Below are 18476 nucleotides of genomic sequence, written 5' to 3' on the forward strand. Positions count from 1 at the left end.
CAAAAAAGACCATCTCAAAAGGATGGTCTTTTTTTGCGTTGTTGACCTCTTCCATGCTGCGCCAGCTTGGTCGAAAGCCCGACCTGAACCGCCGATAATACTTGGGTCAGCGCGACGCGGTCAAACCTACGCGGCCCGACCTGGTAAAGTAGGCGGGGCGCGCAGTCTAGTCGCCACAATACCATTACAATCAAAAAAATCCCGTCTTCATAAGAGATGGGATTTTTTTGCGTTATTCGTCGCTTCCCAGGCTGCGCGCGCCAGGTTAATCGCAAGTCCGGGCAGAACCGCCGGCGATACTGCGCCGCATAGGCCTTTGGGTTGTTCACTTTATGAAGAGAAAACTTATTATCTGATTCCTAAACTTTATAGATCAGAGTTACAATGACACTCTGTAAAGTGATAAAATGAGATACAAGCATGTTTATCTCTCACCATACTTTGTGATCAAAAAAGACCATTCTCAAAAAGAAAATGGTCTTTTTTTGATCATTCTATTATTTTTGACATAAGGAGTTACTATGGAACTGTATTTCTTTTAACGTCAAATCTAAACTTTCAAAATTGCGATGCTAGTTCCTCCTATGTGCTCAATGTTTTTAAATCTTGAATCTGAAAGATATAACTCATTTAAAGCAGTCCATACACCCTCCCAATTGGTGTAATCATGCCAAATAATAAGTCCTCCCGGACGCATAGTTGAATAAATCTTCTTGCTATCATTTAAAACATATTCATAGGCATGTGATCCATCAATGAAAGCGAGATCAATTGTATTCTGATAATTGGCGAAGGAATAAGTAGCCGAATCTCCAAAAACCTGCGTAATTTTTTTTGCCATCGGATGCCCTATGAATCTTTCTCCCGATACATCTTTTTTTACATATCTTATTTCCCCCTCTTCAATTTCCATAGCAGTTGAGCTCAATCCTTCACTCGGCAAATCCAAAGTTGTGATGATAGCATTATCTTGTATGTTCAAAGCCATGTTCAATGTTGTTCTCCCCTGGAAAGTACCGATTTCGAAAATACTGTGCGGATTGAATTTTTTGACAAGGTTACTTATGACTTTTAATTCAAATTCGGTGGTATGTCCAAAACCACATTCATAAACTCCCTCATATTGAGCATTGTCATTTCCAAACAATTCAAATACATCGGTTTTAGGAAGTATAAAAGGATCAACGGGTGTGATATCTTGTTGGCTATCTTTATTTTCGTAATGGTTATAAAGGGCCAAAAGGTTGTTTCTTCGATTTTTGTCCAACATGCCGACCGTAAGGGTGGAACCAACTCTGCGGCATACGCCAAAGTATAACCTAAGATTGTTCAAAAAATTTGCCATGCAACGATTGGGTTTATGATAGGCTGATTAAAGTACAATTATTTACCCGTATTTCATATAAAAGTAAAATTTATTCTGATTTCTACGTTAGGTTGAGTCAGCTTATGATATTAAGCATTTTGACTTAGATAAGGAGATATTGAAAAGTATTACACTGAGAATTTAGCAACCTAATCTGAGGTGCAACGGATTTGCAAAAACATTGTATTTAACCTTCTGATATCAAACTAATCTTGTTCGAAGGTTAGTATAATATCTGACTTATTCATTTGATGAATGTTGCGATAAATGTGACTTCCATAGTAAAGTTACCGTCTTAAAACCACATATTTTAGCGGACGATTTTTTTGTTATACCAGATTTCCCGAGTCTTTCTATTCTCTTAATCCTGTGGAAAATGAAAGTTGCCTTTGCATTATCTTTTTTTCTGTCATCCATAAGTCTTTTTGGACAAAATTATATTACTTCAAAAGGAGAATTTATGGATACCACACGGGTTTTTAGCCCAGGGTGTGCGCCACCATATCAAATATTTTACTATCAGGTAAAGGCCAAATATCCCGTTTCTTCTTCGCTTTTATTGACTGAATCCAGAGCGTTCATGAAGTCGAAAGAACGGATACATTCCGGTAGCGGCTATGTTACTTTTCGATTTATTATTGATTGTGAAGGTATTATGAGCCGTGTTTTAGTGCAGCAAACAGATGAAAACTATAAGCCTTTTCATTTTCAAAAAGAATTTGTGAATGACTTGTACTCCTTCCTAAAAACAATGCGACTGTGGAAGACAAATATTCAGGTAGAAAATCTTAAAAATATCAACTACGTCTCTTTCATTTCATTCAAAATAAAAAATGGGGAAATTGTTAATATTATTCCTTAGCTTTTTGCTTGTTCCGACAACAAGTCATTCACAGCAAAAAATAGATTGCAGCTCAAAAGTTGTTCAGGATAGCCTTTTGGAAGTATACTCGACAAAAGCTTGGAAATTTGGATACAATCATCCGGATTGGGAAGCAAACTGGGACAGCCTGATCGCCATTTGTCCCAACATTGCCGATGCTTATCAGGAGAAAGCTATCCCCTATTTGAAAAGCGGAGATTACGCCAAAGCGTTCGAACTGGAAGACAGAGCGGTAGAGCTGGATCCGAGAAGATGGATCGCATATCGTGGATTTCTGCACTGTATTTTTACGAAAAATTATGAAAAGGCTTTGATTGACTTCCAGTTAGCGGAGCAACTTGTGCCCAATGCTAGCGTGATGGACCATACTTATTCATTTTTTTGCGGCTTGGCTTATCTTGAAACAGGAGCTTTGGAGGAAGCGGAGAAAATGTTTATGAAGGATATTGAACAACAAAAGACCCGGGGAAAGGACAATGACATCCATTTTAACTCTTTGCTTTATTTGGGGATAGTGCAATTTGAAAAGAAGGATTTTCTTGAAGCTGAAAGAAATCTAAAAGAATGTCTTAAATATTATTCCCAACTACCAGAGGCTAATTATTTTTTGGGACAACTCTTAAAGACGATTGGAAACCCTGATTCGGATTTGTATTTTAAAAAGGCAAAGGAATATTTTAATGAGGGATATAGTATGAATGAGGATAACGAGTTATATGTTAACTATCCGCGACAGATTTCCCTGGTTGAGATAGAGCAGCAATGAATGGCAGCTAAACTTAATTTTTTAGATAAATCTCAGCCCATTTCAAATCCTCCGGAGTCGTTATTTTTATGTTTTCATAGGAGCCTTCTGTCAAATGAATTGGGTAACCCTGAAATTCCAGAACGCTGGCGCAGTCTGTAAACTTTGACTGGTATGGATTAGTAAATGCTTTTTTCATCCAGTCAATTCGAAAAGTTTGCGGGGTTTGAATTAACCGGAAAGCGGAGCGGTCCATCGCCGTATTTTTTTCAGAATTCTCAATAATCCTGATGGAATCTTTTAGTGCCACGCTAACCACAGCTGTACCAAACTGAGCCGCTTTTTGAAAACTTTGCAAAATTATCTCTTTACTAATCACAGGCCGCACGCCGTCATGGACTGCCACAAAGGCGTCGTCATCAGCTATGATACTATCCAGACCATTTTTTACCGAATGAAATCTCGTTTCGCCACCAGCTACAAGTGAATAGATTTCGGTGAAAGCAAACGTGTAACAAAGTTGTTTCCAATAATCAAATTGACCCTCCGGAAGGACAAGAATTATCTTTACTTTATCAGAGTAATTTCTAAATGCTTTAAGTGTATGCATCAGAACGGGTAATCCGTTTACAGGAATAAACTGTTTAGGGATATCACTTTTCATCCGGCTTCCTGAGCCACCTGCCACGATAATCACATATTCCTGCATAAAAAAAACTGTTTCGGTATTTCAAAAAAATGTCATTTATCAACACAAAGCTGAGCTCAGATGTTAATAAATGACAAGAATAATTCTATTGATGCCAGGATCAGATGATCAGCATCGCATCTCCGTAAGTGAAGAATTTATATTTTTCCTTGATCGCCATTTCGTAAGCTTTCATAACCAGATCAAAACCTCCAAATGCACAAGCTGACATTAATAAAATTGACTCAGGTAGCTGAAAGTTAGATACCATGGCATTTGCAATTTTGAAATCGTAAGGTGGAAAAACAAATTTATCTGTCCATCCTTCAACAGCTTTAAGGTGTCCACTTGCTGAGACTGATGATTCGATGGCTTTAAGCGATGTTGTACCTACAGCACAAACACGTTTTTTGCCATCCAAGGCTGCATTTACAATATCCGCACTACCCTGGGTAATACGATAGTTTTCAGAATCAGTTTTATGTTTTGTCAGATCTTCGACATCTACTGTACGGAATGTGCCCAAACCAACATGCAAAGTAACAGGAGCAAAATTAACGCCTTTAATCTCAAGACGTTTCATCATTGCTTTTGTAAAGTGCAAACCAGCAGTCGGCGCTGCTACTGCTCCGATATGTTCAGCAAAAATAGTTTGGAAACGGTCACGGTCAGCACTTTCAACTTTACGACGGGAAATGATTTCCGGAGGAAGTGGTGTTTCTCCCAACTGGTCAACAAGTTTCATAAACTCGTCGTTATCTCCGTCATATAAAAAACGGATTGTACGGCCACGTGAAGTTGTATTATCAATAACCTCAGCAACAAGGTCACTGTCACCAAAGTATAATTTGTTGCCAACTCTGATTTTACGTGCTGGATCTACAAGTACATCCCAAAGACGCATTTCGCGGTTAAGTTCGCGTAATAAGAATACTTCAATCTTAGCTCCTGTTTTTTCCTTCTGGCCATATAAACGAGCGGGAAAAACTTTTGTATCATTGATTGCCATTACATCTCCGTCACCAAAATAATTGATCAGGTCGGGAAACATTTTATGTTCAATTTCTCCTGTTGCGCGGTTGACAACCATTAGGCGCGATTCGCCGCGGTCGGAAGGATGAAGTGCAATCAGGCTTTGAGGAAGATCAAATTTAAATTCGGATAGCTTCATAGCTTGTTAAATCGGTGAAAGTCGATAAGTCGTGAGACAAAAATGGGGCGGTCGAAAATTTTATTCAAAAATAGGATAACTACTGAACGTTCAATTAACTATATCTTACTGGACAATAATCTCTTAACTTATAAAGGATAAATCTTTCAATGGATACTTAATTTTTAGATAAGTATTCCCGCAAGTTCTTAATATTTTACATAGCAAAAAATTAAGACCGCAAAAGTATGAATTTGCGAGAAGAATTCCCAGTAAAATCTTATTTTTTAATAGCCCTTTGAGCGTTGTGTCTTCCATTTAGACAAAGAATCTGTTTGCACTTCCGTTTGACTGGCTTTTTTCGGAGTTTTCTGGTGCGTCAAATAGGCAGTGACTATTGCCGCAAGTTCTTTTTCAGGCTCGTTTTGAGTGGAATTGAGGCATTCCGGATGAAAAAAACGATTAACAAAATTAGTATCAAACCGTCCGGAAGTGAATTCTTCATGCTGCATCACGAACCGGCAAAATGATAAGGTAGTTTGAACGCCTGAAATATGGTATTCGTCAATGGCTCTGATCATTTTTTGAATAGCTTCTTCACGGTTTTGTCCATAAGTGATCAGTTTTGCCAGCATGGGATCGTAATAGATCGGAATATCCATCCCTTCTTCAAAACCATCATCGACCCTTATGCCATTTCCTTGCGGTCTGATATATCTTCGGAGCGTGCCGACATCGGGTAAGAAATTATTTGCCGGATCCTCTGCATAAACTCTTACTTCAATGGAATGGCCTTTGAGTTGCAATGCTTCTTGTTTAAATGTCAATTGCCTTCCTTCTGCAATAAAAATCATTTGCTTGACCAGGTCAACACCCGTTATCAATTCGGTAACCGGATGTTCAACCTGCAATCGGGTATTCATTTCCAGAAAATAAAATTTTTTATTTTCATCCAGAATAAATTCTACCGTTCCTGCTCCATAATATCCGCAGGAGCGGGCGACATCAATCGCGCAACGGCCCATTTCTTCACGTATGGCGGGTGTTATGGAAATTGACGGAGCTTCTTCAACCACTTTCTGATGTCGACGTTGTATGGAGCATTCGCGTTCAAATAAATGGATGATATTGCCATGCTGATCGCCAAGTATCTGAATTTCGATGTGTTTGGGAGATGTTATATATTTTTCAATAAAAACAGCTCCATCACCGAAAGACGAAATTGCTTCACTGACAGCGCGGTCCATTTGCTCGTCAAATTCTGTTTCACACTCAACAACACGCATCCCTTTTCCTCCACCGCCGGCGCTTGCCTTGATCAAAATCGGGTAACCAATTTCAGCGGCAATACGTTTTGCCTCGCTGCGGTCATCGATAGCATTGGCACTTCCGGGTACCATCGGGATATTGTAGCGTGAAGCGGCTTGTTTTGCGGCCAATTTGCTACCCATAATCTCAATAGCTTCTGGCGAGGGACCAATAAAAATGAGATCAGCTTCTCTTACTTTTCTCGCGAAGTCAGCATTTTCCGAAAGAAAGCCGTAACCAGGATGAATAGCATCAACCTTAAGTTGGCGGCAAACTTCTAAAATTTTTTTTGTATTTAAATAGGACTCAGTTGAAGGAGCCGGACCTACACAAACTGCCTCGTCTGCATAGCGGACATGAGGCGCATTACGATCGGCTTCGCTGAATATCGCGACTGTGGCAATATTCATCTCGCGTGCTGTACGCAGTATTCTCATGGCAATTTCGCCACGATTGGCAACCAGAATTTTTTTAATTTCAGACATGTAATCAGATCACTATGAGGCAAGAAGTTATATGAAATTAATACAAAATATGAAAGTAGTATTTTATATTTCGACATTTTACAATTCCTTGAATATAAGGTTTATACTTAATGTATTGTAATTTTTTTTATTTTTGCATTTATCTAACATAAATTACAAGTTGTTACCCACATAAATAAAGAGAGAGTGGATATTTTTGAGAAACTGCACAATAACTCAGGCCCCATCGGAACACCGGCAAAAATGCTGAACAGCCATCATTATTTTTCATTTCCAATGTTGGAAGGTGATCTGGGTCCCAAAATGCGTTTCATGGGGCGTGAAGTTTTAAACTGGAGCCTTAATAACTATTTGGGTCTGGCGAATCATCCGGAAGTGCGTAAGGTTGATGCTGAAGCTGCGGCGAAATGGGGATTAGCTTATCCGATGGGTGCACGTATGATGTCAGGTAATTCAACGCTGCATGAAGTATTTGAAAAAGAGCTGGCTGAATTTGTTGGTAAAAAGGATGCGTTTTTGCTGAATTACGGATACCAGGGCGTGATGTCGGCCATTGAGTGTATCTGTGATCACCGCGATGTGATTGTGTACGATGCTGAATCTCATGCATGTCTGATCGACGGGATTCGTTTGCACAAAGCAAAAATGGGTCAGTATTACAAGTTTAACCATAATGATATGGCTAGCCTTGAAAAAAACCTGATCCGCGCAACAAAGGCGGCAAATGAAAAAGGCGGTGGTGTCCTCGTAATCACGGAAGGTGTTTTCGGGATGTCCGGTAAAGTGGGAGACTTAAAATCCATCGTTGAATTAAAGAAAAAATATGAGTTCCGACTGTTGGTTGACGATGCGCACGGATTCGGAACAATGGGTGAAACGGGTGCAGGTGTTCATGAAATGTTTGGCGTTCAAAAAGAAGTAGATCTTTACTTTTCTACATTCGCGAAATCGATGGCGGCCATTGGCGCATTTATCGCTTCTGATGATCCTGAGATCATTATGTATCTGAAATACAACATGCGTTCTCAAACGTATGCAAAGGCACTACCCATGCCTTACGTGGAAGGATGCAGAAAACGACTTGAAATGATCAAAACAATGCCTGAGCTTCGTACCAAATTATGGGAGAATGTCGCGGCTATGCAAAACGGTCTGAGAAGCCGCGGGTTTAATATCGGAGAAACCCAATCACCTGTTACACCTGTTTTTCTTCATAGCGAAGGTGGAGTTCCGGAAGTAACCCGAATGGTTCGTGATCTACGCGAAAATATGGGTGTTTTCTGTTCGATTGTTGTGTACCCGGTCGTTCCAAAGGGACAGATTATGTTACGAATTATCCCAACAGCAGCTCATACGTTGGAGGATGTAGAATATACGCTGGAAGCATTTACAACTCTTGCTGATAAGTTGAAGAACAGAGTCTATCAGATTGAAGATGTTCAGGAGGTTGCCGAATAGCAAAATCATTGCCTATTGAGTTAAGAGGACGTTTTTAGCGAAATGTCCTCTTTTTTTATAGGTAATCAGGAAAATATTTATTTAACGTAATTAATTGATAATTAATTAGTTATATGGTTACTGGTTGCTAAATTGGATTATTGTATTGTTTTTTTTTGTTTTTAGGGTTGCGGTAATGCTTTTAATTGTTAAATTTCGGGCAAAACATGCGTTTCTAGCGTGTTAGAGGCATTTTAACTAAAAACAAACAAAAACATGGCAAGATTTGATGAAGTTAAAGATTTGATCCTGTCGCTTGAAGGCGATTTCGATAAGTTTTACAATAAAGCGAACCAGGCTGCCGGAACGCGTGTGCGCAAAGGAATGCAAGAGCTAAAAACTTTGGCTCAGGAAATCCGTTCGGAAGTACAGAATAAAAAGAATGAAGGCGAATAAGTAACTGGTTATCCGGTTTACAAAAAAGCCCGGTTTTAATCGGGCTATTTTTGTTTAGAATTTCTCCTGGTTTATCATTGTAGCCATACCTCTTGTCACTACTTTCTTTGTAGTGCTGTCAACAATTTCAGTTGATATCTCAGCAATATGTTTTACCGGATCAATGGTTTTAATTGTAAAAACAGCTTTGTATTCTGTATCTACAAACATGGGCCTTAAAAATTCCACTGTTTGCTTCAGATAGATCGAACCAAATCCCGGAAACTCAGTTCCCAAAACTTTTGTGAAAACTGTTGCACCCAGCATTCCATGGATGATCGGGCGTTTAAAACTTGTCGTTGCAGCATATTCCGCGTCCAGGTGAAGCGGGTTATTATCGCCAGTCAGCTCTGCAAATTGTACAACCTGATCCTGTGAAAATCGGAAAGGATGATCGAAGGTGGCATTAACAACAGGTTCAATATTCATAAATAAGTTACGTTTATATTTTTGGCAAAAATCGGTTAATTCAGTGATCTGTCCAAGTCGGTTTAGTAATTGCTTTAAAACAAAAGAAGGCTACCTCATGGCAGCCTTCTTTTGTTTTACCTATATGATTTTATTCTTCTATGTCCTCCGTTATAGCGGTCACTTCGTCCGCTTGTAAAACTCCATCCGTTATTTTTGGAGCCCTTGCCTTGTTCCGCTTATCTTTAAACTTTTTTACCTGCATTTTTAAGGTATCAATCGCTAAATCCGTCGCCTCTTCAAACGTTGTCCCTTGTTCCCGCACAAACATTGTTCCACCGGGGACGTATATTTTTACTTCGAGAAGTTTAGTATGTAACTTGGCGTTATCACTCTTGTCCAATTTAAGAAATACTTCACCGCTTGTGATTTTATCGTAAAAAGTATCGAGTTTATCCATTTTTTGTTGAATAAATGTCAACAATTTTGGGTCAGCGTCGAAGTGAATTGCTTGCATTTGCAGTCTCATAAGCACTTAAGTTTTATGGTAAAACATTACTTCCAACCGGGCCTTGAAAATTCTTCTGGTTACTAAAGCGGCTCGCATCTCACGTTGCAAATTCCAAACCGCCATTTCTTCCCAAAAGATTTCGAAGACTTACGGTATACTAAATAAAGAGAAAGATTACCGTAATGTCAAGCGAATGTTAAGGTTTTGTTTAAAAACTTTTTCGGTTCAATTATTTGGCAAGATCCTCTCAGGCTTCCTCCAAAAGTGTCCTGAAAGAAACATATTGACCGTTGAATTTTTCATGATGCCGTTCTTGCAAGTCTGCCTGGAACTCGGTCTGGTAGGCCATGAAATCTTCCATGGTTCGGAAAATAAACTGGTTTGTGTAGGTCGCACCTTCGTTTTCGATTTCCGTAAGGAGCCTTAATAACTTGGTTTCAACTGGTAACCCGGTGGCCATAATGGCCGGAATATGGGCTTCCTTCATATATTTTAACCAATCTTTTTCAGCGGCATGGCTGATATTCACAGTGATATTAAAAAGGATCATGCTTTATTTTTGTTTCAATTTGAAAAACTTGCGTAAATATCGCGCTTTAAAAATTAATCGTTAACTATTATCATTTCAGTTACATCAATTGTTGTGATATGCTCAATTCGCAATTACCTTTGCAGGCGTACGATTCACCATAACCCGTTTTAAATATGAACGCTCTTATACGTGCCCATTCGGGCTTACGTTACGTTGTCCTAGGATTATTGATTGCAGCCGTTATAGTCGCTTACTCAAACTGGCAGAATAACAAGCAAGGCGATAGCAAAGTTTATTTATTTGCACTGATTGCTACACATACACAATTGTTGATTGGATTGGTGCTTTATACGATGAGCCCGCTGGTGAACTTTGGCGAGATCAGTAACAAGGTCATCCGATTCTATACGATCGAGCACGTTTTCATGATGGTAATCGCTATTGTGCTGATTACAGTTGGGCGCGTTCGCTCGAAAAAGTTAGCCGGAGCTGACAAACATCGCACCATTCTTTACTTTTATGCCATGGCGCTGATTATTATTTTGGCAGCTATTCCCTGGCCTTTCAGAAATCTGGGAGCAGCCTGGTTCTGATCTGGCAATGGGCTTTCGGCGGTCGGCTATTGATTGGCCGCTGAAAGCCAACTTGGTTTTTGAGAATTTAAAACTCTCTACTTCAAAGCCGAAAGCTAATTGCCGACGGCTGATTACTTACCCGAACAAATCGCTCGAAAGATACCGGTCGCCGCGATCGCAGATTATAAATACGATTGTTCCGGATTCAAGTTCTTTTGCCAGTTTAACGGCAGCCCAGGCGGCACCTCCACTACTCATTCCTGCAAAAATTGCTTCTTCTTTTGCCAGGCGCCGCGTCATGAATGTAGCGTCTTCCTGAGTAACTTCAATCACCCGGTCGACACGATTTTTATCAAATATTTTTGGAAGATATTCTTCTGGCCATTTACGGATTCCAGGGATACTCGAACCATCTGTTGGCTGGCATCCTACAATCCGGATATTTTCATTCTGTTCTTTTAAATAGCGGGAAACGCCCATGATAGTACCCGTTGTACCCATAGAAGAAACAAAATGAGTTACTTCTTTATTGGTATCGCGGAATATTTCAGGGCCCGTTGTATTGTAATGTGCCTTCCAATTATCAGGATTTGCAAACTGGTTCAGCATAAAAAAATCACCATTTTTTGCTTTTTCTTCTGCATAGTCGCGGGATTCTTCCATCGTGTCAATTAATGTCACTTTTGCGCCGAAAGCTTCCATAGTCAAAACCCGCTCCCTGGTTGAATTTTTCGGCATTACCAGTTCTATTTCAATGGCAAACAATCTGGCGATCATCGCCAGTGCAATGCCCGTATTACCACTTGTTGCCTCAATTAACTTGGTGTCGGGCTTAATTTCACCACGATCCAAAGCTCCTTTTATCATACTGTAAGCAGCGCGGTCTTTGACACTGCCTCCTGGATTATTGCCTTCAAGTTTACCGTAAAGTTTAACGTTTGGATTCGGATTAATACGGTTTAATTCCACCAATGGGGTATTGCCTACTAAATCAAGAAGTGCGGACATGCAGTAAATTATAAAATGTGATGTGAATTTATAATGTCATTTTATAAACAAGCAACATCGCATAGCCAGGTTCCGGTTCATTTCGAACCGTTTTTGTAAAAGAGAGAAATAAGAAGTTTTCGAAACAACCATATTCCTTTGAAAGAACAAATTGATTGAAAAGGTAATATTTTACTGATATCTGGAATCCTGGAAGAAAAGTAAGGTTCCGGCTAGAAAAGTTGTAATCGATGACGAATGTGTCCCACCAGGGATTGTTATAAGCTCTACATCAGCTGCGCCAAGTTTTTTCATGGCGTTAAAAGCATTGACTGAATTGAAGTAAAATACCAATGGATCGGCGTCACCGTGATATAGGCGGGTAGGCGTTTTTGGCTTCCAGTTGTATACATCGTTATCATTTATTGCCTTAATAAAACCTGTATCCGTTCCATCATTCAAAGCCTTTTTAAATGAATCTGTTAGTATGGTATTAAAACTAACATTGATCGGGTTTTGAATTCCGAGCTGAGCTATTTGTGCAGCAAATGGTTCCTTAAAATAATAAGTCGTCGGCTGGTTCAGTTTATAAATGCGATCGTAAGTCAGTAATACCCATAAATAAAGAGAATTATAGGACGCAACACTGTTTGTTGAGCTGTTTACAACGTATTTCATAAAAGCAGTTTTGTCGTATGCGCCAGCTCCGCAACTTGATGCTTTCAGATTAAATTCTGACGATGCCTCTTCTTCAATTTTTTTCTGTAAAGACATGGTAGCATAGCCACCTTCAGAGTAACCTGCCAGATAAAGTTTATCATTCCATTTAACAGCTGTTTGCCCTTTAATTAATTCTTTTGCCGCCCGCAGCATATCAAGCGTAGAAGAAGCCAGGCTTGCACGGTGTTCATACGGATGAGGAAGATCTTTAGATGCCCCATACCCGATGTAATCAGGATAAACAATAATGTAGCCCAGCGAAGCAAACAATGTTCCAAATGAAGCAGCTTCTGAGCCCGGTTGAAAATTGGATGGTGCGCCGGCATCCGATGTTATCGTTCCATGCTGCACACTGATCATTGAAAGTGGCTGGTCTGACACCGGCATGATTACCGCCCCTGATGCTGTAATTTCAGCTCCGTCTGTATTCGTAGTTTTGTAGGTAATCTTATAAACCTTCACCGGGTTCTTGACATAAGATACTAATAGAGGACTCGTGGTGGCAACTTCTTTCGTAATTTCCTCTTTTGACAAGTCTTTTAAAAATGCACTCTCTTTTAAATATTTATTTTCCGCTACCGGCGTTGGGTCAACAGGATTATCATTGTCGCTGCAAGCGGTAAAAAGAAGTAAGCTCCAGATTAAAAGCGCCCAGCTTTTCCGAAACAGAAATGTTGTAATAGTTTTTTGCATAACGTGATAAGGAAACAAGTCAGTGGTCTGTCTGAGATAACGAACACTGACTTGTTTTTGATAAAGATAATCTGAATTTCTGAAAATTATATTTTATCCATATACCAACTTATCATACGGGCAGATGCATCGGGCCTCTCCACCATGCCCATGTGACCAGCCTCAGCCAAAATAAATGGATAACTCTGTTTCGGATAATCCGAAAGGCTTATGCAACTTTCAAAAGGAATAAGTTTATCCTGCATACCGATAATGAATAAAACAGGGAAAGGCATCGCAGCTAAAACTGCTGTACGATCAGGTCGTTCACGCATCGCATTAATCCCGGTGATCAATGCTTCGGCTGGAAGTTTTCCATAACGTTCGATATGCTCTTTAATCTTGTTCGGATTAAGTTCTTTAAATCTGTCTCCGTATAAATTAGCAGCCGTATTTTTTAAAAACATTTCTGTTCCGTAGTTCCGGAGCAGATCAATTGTCTGGTTGCGCTGATGTTTTTTAGATTCGTCGTCGGCGTAAGCAGTAGAATGAAACAGTCCAAAACCTTCGAGCATTTCAGGATATTTTTCAGCAAAGGCCAGCGCAATATAACCTCCCATGGAATGACCGATCAGTGTACATTTCTCAATCACTGCGTTGGTGAGAAGGCGATGTAATTCATCAGCATATTCTTCAACTGTATGACAAAAAGTGAAGAGGGAAATATTTGGTCTTATGACCGTGTAATATTCATTTATCGAAGCATCAATATTGTCCCAAATTGCATCATCAACGCCATGGCCGTGCAGTAATACAAGTGTTTTTCTGTGTAGATTCATAGCAAGTTACTCTATAAGGTTGAGTTATTCTTTGGTTAAATATACATAAACCGAGAGTAAAATTAGCCTTTGAGCAGGAATTCATTGTAAATTAATGGATACTTAATGTTGGAAAAGAGTCGAAAGCCAATTAAAATTATGAATCAATCAATAAGTAGTCTGTTTTATAATCTGTAAAGATTGATTGTCTTCAAATTTGATATTTTACTAAAATCCTTATCATTATTGGTGATCAAAGTATAATTCAAAGAGAGGGCAGTAGCTGCAATTATTGCATCAGGAAGTTTGATATTTTGTGCTGTTCGAAGCAAAATACAGTTTTCGATAATCAGTTTATTAACTTCAATAACTTTTGCGAGACAAATAAAGTCCTTTGTTGCCTGGGTTGCTTCCTTGTATCCTAGAAATTCGATATAGGTAATAAAAGAAACAATGAAATCTTCATTAATTATGCTGGCTAGAAAATTTAAGCCCGTCTCAGGAAACCTTTTTGTTTGAGCATCGATCAGGACATTAGTATCAATTATGAATTTCTCTCCCATTCATTCCGACTTTGAGTAATATAGTGATGTAGCTTATTTGCATCCTCCACACTCAGGGTACCAAAAAAGTCTGAGGGTTTCTTCTTTGGACTAATTGATGCAGTAGTGGTCTTCACTTCTTCATCTAAGAAAAAAAGTACATGGACTTCCTTACCAACGTAATCTGCTGGCAATGAAACTGACATATCAAAACTCGTCTTTTGCGGAGTAATTACTGTTTGTACCATGCTGAATATTTATCAGTGAGCTTCAAAATGCCAAAAAGGTTGACATGTAAAGCAATTTACAGAATTTCTCTAATTAATTAAATCTGCCTGTAGATCTAAAGGTTGATATTTGTAACTTCTATTTGTTCAGCTTCGCCATTTCTTCCTCCCGCAAAGCTCTACGCAAAATTTTACCTACGTTTGTTTTTGGTAACTCTGTCCGGAACTCGATTTTCTTTGGACATTTATAAGGTGTAAGATTTTCTTTGCAGTATGCTTTCACCTGCTCCTCGGTGAGTTCAGGGTCTTTTTTGACGATAAAAAGTTTGACAAGTTCCCCGGATTTATCGTCAGGAATCCCGACACAGGCGACTTCCAAAACTCCCGGGCATTGTGCCACAACGTCTTCCAGTTCGTTTGGATAAACGTTAAATCCGGACACCAGGATCATATCCTTTTTGCGGTCCACGATTTTGAAATAACCGTCAGCGTCTTCATATCCTAAGTCCCCGGTCTTGAACCAGCGCATTCCGTCTTGTTCAAAAATAACTTGTGCTGTCTCATCCGGCCGGTTAAAGTATCCAAGCATAACCTGTGGGCCTGCTGCACATATTTCACCCACTTCTCCAAGATTGGCCCAGGAGCCGTCTTCCCGCAAAATCCGCATGGCGGTGCTGGGCCAGGGAATACCAATTGTCCCGATACGGTTTTCACCAACGAGCAAATTGGACGACAAAACAGGTGACGTTTCAGAAAGTCCATAACCCTCCGTTGCTGCGCATCCCGTTGCAGCCAGCCATTTTTCGGCAACAATTTTTTGCAATGCCATACCTCCCGCAGAAGTTGCTTTCAATGCACTGAAATCAATCTCGCTGAATTTTGGATTGTTCATCAAACCGTTAAACATGGTATTGACGCCTGTAAAGACATTTATTTTATAGCTTTTCAGATCGGAAATAAATGCATTCATATCACGCGGATTGGTAATCAAAACGTTCATCGCTCCGATTTTGATGCCGGACAAAGCATTAACTGTCAGGGCATAAACGTGGTACAACGGAAGCGCAGCTACAAAAATTGGAGCTTCCATATTCGTCATGATCGGTTTGAGCCAGGCACTATTCGCTTCCACATTTGCAATCAGATTACGATGCGTCAATAAAGCGCCTTTTGAAACCCCCGTAGTTCCGCCAGTGTATTGGATAAAAGCAATGTCAATATTGGAAACAGCAGGTTTTTGATAATTCAGGCCAGACCCGAGTGAAAGTGCCTCGGAAAATGAAACGGCTTTTGAAATATGATAAGCCGGTACCATTTTCTTGACATATTTAACCACTGTGTTGACAATAACCTTTTTTGGGAAACCGAGCAGATCACCAATTTGCGTGATGATAACATGTTCAATTTCTGTGTTATCAATAATTTTTTCCAAATGGGCAGCAAAATTGGCAAGAATCACAATCGCTTTTACACCCGAATCTTTGAACTGATGTTGCATTTCCCTTGGTGTATACAGCGGATTCGTATTTACAACGACCAGTCCGGCTCGTAATGCACCGAACATCGCTACGGGATATTGCAAAAGATTGGGCATTTGGATAGCAATCCGGTCACCTTTCTTTAAACCCAGACTTTGCAGATAGGCAGCGAAATTTTTGGAATGCTCATCAAGCTTTCGGAAGCTGAGCTCTTTACCCATGTTTGCATATGCCGGCCTATCTTTAAATAGTCTGAAACCGGTTTCCAGCAGTTCGATCAGAGATGAGTAGGCGTCTGGATCTATTTCGTAAGGCACTCCCGGCGTATAAAATTTCAACCAGGGATACGTTTCTTTGGATATGGCAATCATGAGTTCTATCGCAAAAAGTTGATGATGTCGCTTTCAGGATTTTAAGTTAAACAATTGAGACAAATTATTATTGAATCTGTCCAATTTATTTTCCTGGTAATCCTAACGAAAAACATACTACAATGTAATATAAAGCAACAAATTGTTTATCTCTTCGAAATTTCCCAGCGCCATAATGGACCTTCGTCAGGGTCTTTCACATCGTCAGTTCTCACAAAACCAAGCTTTTCCAGGATGTGTCCGGAAGCATTTTCTTCCGCCAGTGTGTGCGCAACTACTTTTAAAACGCCACTTTGCGTAAACGCATGTTCCAAAAGTGCGCGGGCGGTTTCAGTACCTAGTCCCATTGCACGATGGGAAGGCGTAATTTCGTAACCGATTTCCACCATTCCATTAGAATCCGGCTCGCCTTTATACCCGCAGGAGCCTATAAGTATGTTGTCAGGTTTGTATATAATTAAATAAACCCACCAGAGACGAAGAGGTGGGTGTGCCTTCCAACGATGGTAAGAAGGCGTAAAAGTGTCACGGAATTCAGTCCATTTTTTTGGAACATTAACGCCCATAACACGACCAAGGACACTGTTGCCCATTCTTATCGCATCAAAAAGTGTGTCGTCGCACGGAACAATATCTAAACGGGGACTTTGAAGCATTTTAGAGTTAAATAGTCAAATCAAAGCCGAATTTACGAAAATCACAATGAATTGTCTTCATCGAATTTATCAGAGATTGCTTTCCGTAGCGCCTGATGAGGACGCATTCCTGAACTTTTTGAACGGGTAACTGCCCTGTCAGAAGGATTCGACTTTGCGCGTAATGCAAGATTGGATACCGTCATATGTCCGTTTCTCCAATGTTCATATTCCTCTTCCGTCATGATATCACGGGTAACTTGTCCGTGGGCATACCCGTCTCCGAAAGACTGGATCCGACTATCGGTAAGGGCAAGTTTCCTTTCTTCTTCCAGATTTTCGATTTCAGTGCGGATATCCACTTCTTCCTGTTTTAATTCCTCCCAGGTAGGCAATACCGCAATATCGTTTTCCAGAATATTTTTCTGAGCAAGTTGTTGGGTTAAGGTTACCTGCAGCTCGTCTAATTGCTTTTCTATTTTTTTCTTACGTCTTCTTAACCGCCATAGTTTAGGATCAATCTGTAACCATCGCATCCAGAAACCCTGCAATACGGGCAATGCCATTCCGAGCGAGACTGCACCAGCAATTGCAAAAAGGACTCCACTCATGACAAAAGACAATAGTGCCCAGGGACTGTTCACTAAATCAAGATTTAACTGATCGGAGTTGCGAAGTGCCTGTTCTATTTTATTCGTAAGTTCCGGGCTGTTAATCGGAGCACCGGTCATCGGGTCAACCGCATTCAATTGCAATCCTTTCACTGACTTATTAATCGCCTCTTTCAATTTGTCGGTTCGGTATGCCTCATAACGAAACCAACCCAGAATGATCAGTGTAACGATCGCAAAAACTGATAAGATCAATTTGAATTTTGCGTAACGACTTTTGGCCTTCTCAGTACCTTCCTTTTGATAGGGTTCCTCAATCAGTCGGTCGTAGGCAGGTTTTAACAAAACAGATAACATGGCCAAACCAATCGCGAAAGCCCATGCTTCGTTTGGGTTGCGAATATTCAGAGCATAAGCAACAATCTCATGGGAAATAATAAGGTCACCGGCGATAAATGAAATACCCGCAACGAGAAAAATAAGGCCAGCTACCAACGAATAATAGGGTGCTGATTCTTTCCTTTTATCCAGCAATTGTTCCGTCTCCTGGCCAATATTCCAGATGGAAGTGTCAAGATCTTTGATTTTTTTCGCGCTGTGGTTTACACCCATCACCTGATCCTGAAGCTTGTCATACGATTGCTTATGAATCTGTATAGTTTCCTGCCTTTTATTTTTTAATGCATCAAGTTCAGTCCGCTTTTGATTCAGACGATCCAGTACCCAGTCGTGGCTGACATTACTCGATAAATACGCTTCATAAACCTGGCGGTCCAATCCTTCAAGGCCGCTTGCGTAGCCGTGTTGATAGTCGCTGTTTTGTTCGTCCATA

General features: G+C 40.1%; 21 protein-coding genes. 6 read left to right on the forward strand and 15 right to left on the reverse strand.

The genetic code is table 11. From position 1 onward, the window contains the following. On the forward strand, positions 1-388 hold a 388-nt coding region (locus AC1XUO_RS27690), incomplete at its 5' end, for a hypothetical protein (RefSeq protein ID WP_483333087.1). A 162-nt stretch (positions 389-550) separates the two neighbouring features. Here the strand turns inward: AC1XUO_RS27690 and AC1XUO_RS27695 are convergent. Continuing rightward, positions 551-1345 (reverse strand): class I SAM-dependent methyltransferase, encoded by a 795-nt coding sequence (locus AC1XUO_RS27695; protein WP_483333088.1) that lies wholly within the window; start codon positions 1343-1345, stop codon positions 551-553. A gap of 397 nt (positions 1346-1742) precedes the next feature. Here AC1XUO_RS27695 and AC1XUO_RS27700 point away from each other — a divergent pair, with 397 nt between their 5' ends. Then, the gene (locus AC1XUO_RS27700) at positions 1743-2228 is read left to right on the forward strand and encodes a hypothetical protein (protein WP_483333089.1); all 486 of its coding nucleotides are present in this window, start codon (positions 1743-1745) and stop codon (positions 2226-2228) included. After that, positions 2200-3015 (forward strand): tetratricopeptide repeat protein, encoded by an 816-nt coding sequence (locus AC1XUO_RS27705; protein WP_483333090.1) that lies wholly within the window; start codon positions 2200-2202, stop codon positions 3013-3015. The genes AC1XUO_RS27700 and AC1XUO_RS27705 overlap by 29 nt, the downstream gene beginning before the upstream one ends. Before the next feature lie 13 nt (positions 3016-3028). Here AC1XUO_RS27705 and AC1XUO_RS27710 read toward each other — a convergent pair whose 3' ends face one another. The 3 genes from AC1XUO_RS27710 to accC form a co-directional block, all read right to left on the reverse strand. Further along, a complete protein-coding gene (locus AC1XUO_RS27710; protein ID WP_483333091.1) occupies positions 3029-3703 on the reverse strand; it encodes a 2-C-methyl-D-erythritol 4-phosphate cytidylyltransferase in 675 nt (224 codons plus the stop codon). A gap of 100 nt (positions 3704-3803) precedes the next feature. Next, on the reverse strand, positions 3804-4853 hold the full coding sequence (gene queA, locus AC1XUO_RS27715) for a tRNA preQ1(34) S-adenosylmethionine ribosyltransferase-isomerase QueA (RefSeq protein ID WP_483333092.1): 1050 nt from the start codon (positions 4851-4853) through the stop codon (positions 3804-3806). A 266-nt stretch (positions 4854-5119) separates the two neighbouring features. Beyond that, on the reverse strand, positions 5120-6625 hold the full coding sequence (gene accC, locus AC1XUO_RS27720) for an acetyl-CoA carboxylase biotin carboxylase subunit (RefSeq protein ID WP_483333093.1): 1506 nt from the start codon (positions 6623-6625) through the stop codon (positions 5120-5122). A 186-nt stretch (positions 6626-6811) separates the two neighbouring features. Here accC and AC1XUO_RS27725 point away from each other — a divergent pair, with 186 nt between their 5' ends. Beyond that, the gene (locus AC1XUO_RS27725; protein WP_483333094.1) at positions 6812-8083 is read left to right on the forward strand and encodes an aminotransferase class I/II-fold pyridoxal phosphate-dependent enzyme; all 1272 of its coding nucleotides are present in this window, start codon (positions 6812-6814) and stop codon (positions 8081-8083) included. A 255-nt stretch (positions 8084-8338) separates the two neighbouring features. Next, positions 8339-8518 (forward strand): histone H1, encoded by a 180-nt coding sequence (locus AC1XUO_RS27730; RefSeq protein WP_194123229.1) that lies wholly within the window; start codon positions 8339-8341, stop codon positions 8516-8518. A gap of 54 nt (positions 8519-8572) precedes the next feature. Here the strand turns inward: AC1XUO_RS27730 and AC1XUO_RS27735 are convergent, their stop codons facing one another. From AC1XUO_RS27735 to AC1XUO_RS27745, 3 genes are all read right to left on the reverse strand, one after another. Next, positions 8573-8986, reverse strand: coding sequence for a MaoC family dehydratase (locus AC1XUO_RS27735; RefSeq protein WP_483333095.1), 414 nt, complete (start codon positions 8984-8986; stop codon positions 8573-8575). Positions 8987-9116: 130 nt separating this feature from the next. Further along, a complete protein-coding gene (locus AC1XUO_RS27740) occupies positions 9117-9494 on the reverse strand; it encodes an HPF/RaiA family ribosome-associated protein (RefSeq protein WP_483333096.1) in 378 nt (125 codons plus the stop codon). A gap of 229 nt (positions 9495-9723) precedes the next feature. Then, positions 9724-10026: a DUF4286 family protein gene (locus tag AC1XUO_RS27745; RefSeq protein WP_235150451.1), complete on the reverse strand. Its 303-nt coding sequence runs from the start codon at positions 10024-10026 to the stop codon at positions 9724-9726. Positions 10027-10181: 155 nt separating this feature from the next. On the opposite strand from AC1XUO_RS27745, the gene AC1XUO_RS27750 reads away from it, so the two are divergent. Continuing rightward, positions 10182-10601, forward strand: coding sequence for a cytochrome B (locus AC1XUO_RS27750; protein ID WP_483333097.1), 420 nt, complete (start codon positions 10182-10184; stop codon positions 10599-10601). Between the two features lie 117 nt (positions 10602-10718). Here the strand turns inward: AC1XUO_RS27750 and cysM are convergent, their stop codons facing one another. The 8 genes from cysM to AC1XUO_RS27790 all read right to left on the reverse strand — a co-directional run bounded on the left by cysM (position 10719) and on the right by AC1XUO_RS27790 (position 18475). Then, on the reverse strand, positions 10719-11591 hold the full coding sequence (gene cysM / locus AC1XUO_RS27755; protein WP_483333098.1) for a cysteine synthase CysM: 873 nt from the start codon (positions 11589-11591) through the stop codon (positions 10719-10721). A gap of 171 nt (positions 11592-11762) precedes the next feature. Continuing rightward, the gene (locus AC1XUO_RS27760; protein ID WP_483333099.1) at positions 11763-12983 is read right to left on the reverse strand and encodes an alpha/beta hydrolase family protein; all 1221 of its coding nucleotides are present in this window, start codon (positions 12981-12983) and stop codon (positions 11763-11765) included. An 86-nt stretch (positions 12984-13069) separates the two neighbouring features. Further along, positions 13070-13801 (reverse strand): alpha/beta fold hydrolase, encoded by a 732-nt coding sequence (locus AC1XUO_RS27765; RefSeq protein ID WP_483333100.1) that lies wholly within the window; start codon positions 13799-13801, stop codon positions 13070-13072. Between the two features lie 164 nt (positions 13802-13965). Next, on the reverse strand, positions 13966-14343 hold the full coding sequence (locus AC1XUO_RS27770; RefSeq protein ID WP_483333101.1) for a type II toxin-antitoxin system VapC family toxin: 378 nt from the start codon (positions 14341-14343) through the stop codon (positions 13966-13968). Next, positions 14325-14570 carry a hypothetical protein gene (locus tag AC1XUO_RS27775; protein WP_483333102.1) on the reverse strand — a complete coding sequence of 82 codons (246 nt, stop codon included), beginning with the start codon at positions 14568-14570 and terminating at the stop codon, positions 14325-14327. The genes AC1XUO_RS27770 and AC1XUO_RS27775 overlap by 19 nt, the downstream gene beginning before the upstream one ends. Before the next feature lie 118 nt (positions 14571-14688). Next, entirely contained in the window at positions 14689-16398 is a 1710-nt protein-coding gene (locus tag AC1XUO_RS27780; RefSeq protein WP_483333103.1) for an AMP-binding protein, read from the reverse strand. 146 nt (positions 16399-16544) lie between these two features. Further along, positions 16545-17054, reverse strand: a complete 510-nt coding sequence (locus AC1XUO_RS27785) for a GNAT family N-acetyltransferase (RefSeq protein WP_483333104.1) — start codon at positions 17052-17054, stop codon at positions 16545-16547. A 41-nt stretch (positions 17055-17095) separates the two neighbouring features. Further along, positions 17096-18475: a hypothetical protein gene (locus tag AC1XUO_RS27790; RefSeq protein WP_483333105.1), complete on the reverse strand. Its 1380-nt coding sequence runs from the start codon at positions 18473-18475 to the stop codon at positions 17096-17098. Between the last annotated feature and the right edge of the window lies 1 nt (position 18476).

The organism is Dyadobacter sp. HNCC25DJ186, assembly GCF_056895235.1.

Coding starts and splice junctions, on each gene's coding strand:
- AC1XUO_RS27750 (WP_483333097.1), top strand. CDS start 10,182: ATGAACGCTCTTATACGTGCCCATTCGGGCTTACGTTACGTTGTCCTA.
- cysM (WP_483333098.1), bottom strand. CDS start 11,591: ATGTCCGCACTTCTTGATTTAGTAGGCAATACCCCATTGGTGGAATTA.
- AC1XUO_RS27700 (WP_483333089.1), top strand. CDS start 1,743: ATGAAAGTTGCCTTTGCATTATCTTTTTTTCTGTCATCCATAAGTCTT.
- AC1XUO_RS27745 (WP_235150451.1), bottom strand. CDS start 10,026: ATGATCCTTTTTAATATCACTGTGAATATCAGCCATGCCGCTGAAAAA.
- AC1XUO_RS27735 (WP_483333095.1), bottom strand. CDS start 8,986: ATGAATATTGAACCTGTTGTTAATGCCACCTTCGATCATCCTTTCCGA.
- AC1XUO_RS27710 (WP_483333091.1), bottom strand. CDS start 3,703: ATGCAGGAATATGTGATTATCGTGGCAGGTGGCTCAGGAAGCCGGATG.
- AC1XUO_RS27760 (WP_483333099.1), bottom strand. CDS start 12,983: ATGCAAAAAACTATTACAACATTTCTGTTTCGGAAAAGCTGGGCGCTT.
- queA (WP_483333092.1), bottom strand. CDS start 4,853: ATGAAGCTATCCGAATTTAAATTTGATCTTCCTCAAAGCCTGATTGCA.
- AC1XUO_RS27765 (WP_483333100.1), bottom strand. CDS start 13,801: ATGAATCTACACAGAAAAACACTTGTATTACTGCACGGCCATGGCGTT.
- AC1XUO_RS27785 (WP_483333104.1), bottom strand. CDS start 17,054: ATGCTTCAAAGTCCCCGTTTAGATATTGTTCCGTGCGACGACACACTT.
- AC1XUO_RS27790 (WP_483333105.1), bottom strand. CDS start 18,475: ATGGACGAACAAAACAGCGACTATCAACACGGCTACGCAAGCGGCCTT.
- AC1XUO_RS27705 (WP_483333090.1), top strand. CDS start 2,200: ATGGGGAAATTGTTAATATTATTCCTTAGCTTTTTGCTTGTTCCGACA.
- AC1XUO_RS27775 (WP_483333102.1), bottom strand. CDS start 14,570: ATGGTACAAACAGTAATTACTCCGCAAAAGACGAGTTTTGATATGTCA.
- AC1XUO_RS27770 (WP_483333101.1), bottom strand. CDS start 14,343: ATGGGAGAGAAATTCATAATTGATACTAATGTCCTGATCGATGCTCAA.
- AC1XUO_RS27780 (WP_483333103.1), bottom strand. CDS start 16,398: ATGATTGCCATATCCAAAGAAACGTATCCCTGGTTGAAATTTTATACG.
- AC1XUO_RS27695 (WP_483333088.1), bottom strand. CDS start 1,345: ATGGCAAATTTTTTGAACAATCTTAGGTTATACTTTGGCGTATGCCGC.
- AC1XUO_RS27740 (WP_483333096.1), bottom strand. CDS start 9,494: ATGAGACTGCAAATGCAAGCAATTCACTTCGACGCTGACCCAAAATTG.
- AC1XUO_RS27730 (WP_194123229.1), top strand. CDS start 8,339: ATGGCAAGATTTGATGAAGTTAAAGATTTGATCCTGTCGCTTGAAGGC.
- accC (WP_483333093.1), bottom strand. CDS start 6,625: ATGTCTGAAATTAAAAAAATTCTGGTTGCCAATCGTGGCGAAATTGCC.